This is a genomic window from Cognatundibacterium luofuense, from assembly GCF_018139685.1.
GTDB classification, from domain to species: Bacteria; Pseudomonadota; Gammaproteobacteria; order Burkholderiales; family Burkholderiaceae_D; genus Undibacterium; species Undibacterium luofuense.
In genome coordinates this window covers 1-336 of record NZ_JAGSPN010000387.1, presented here as the reverse complement: position 1 = coordinate 336, position 336 = coordinate 1, and the positions used below count along the sequence as shown (strand labels likewise).

Annotated in this window: 1 protein-coding gene; it reads right to left on the bottom strand. The window is 47.0% G+C overall.

Going from position 1 to position 336, the window contains the following annotated elements; translation table 11 throughout:
* Window positions 1-270, bottom strand: a 270-nt coding sequence (locus KDM89_RS20890; RefSeq protein ID WP_329604717.1) for a hypothetical protein, incomplete at its 3' end; no start/stop codon positions are given.
* Window positions 271-336: the final 66 nt, after the last annotated feature.

Genomic DNA, 336 nt, shown 5'->3' with positions numbered 1-336 from the left:
ATCCCAGTCTTCAGGCTGAAATGAACCTTCGCGCTTCCAGACGATTTGTCCTTTGGTGTTGATCACAAAGTGGGTAGGCTGACTTTGTATCACACCAAAATTATCCTTGTGGCCCGGCGCATTGCGCCAGTACACAGGAAAACGTTGATCAGCCGGAACCGCCAGTTTAACCAGCTGTTGATACGTATCGAAATCCTGACGATTCTGATCCAGGCTGATCCCTAGCTGTACAAAATTTCGCTTTGCGTTGCCAACATAAAATTCACGCATTAAGCGAAAATCACGTGCGCACAGATTGCAGCCCGAGGTGAAAAAACTGACCAGTTCTTTTTTTCC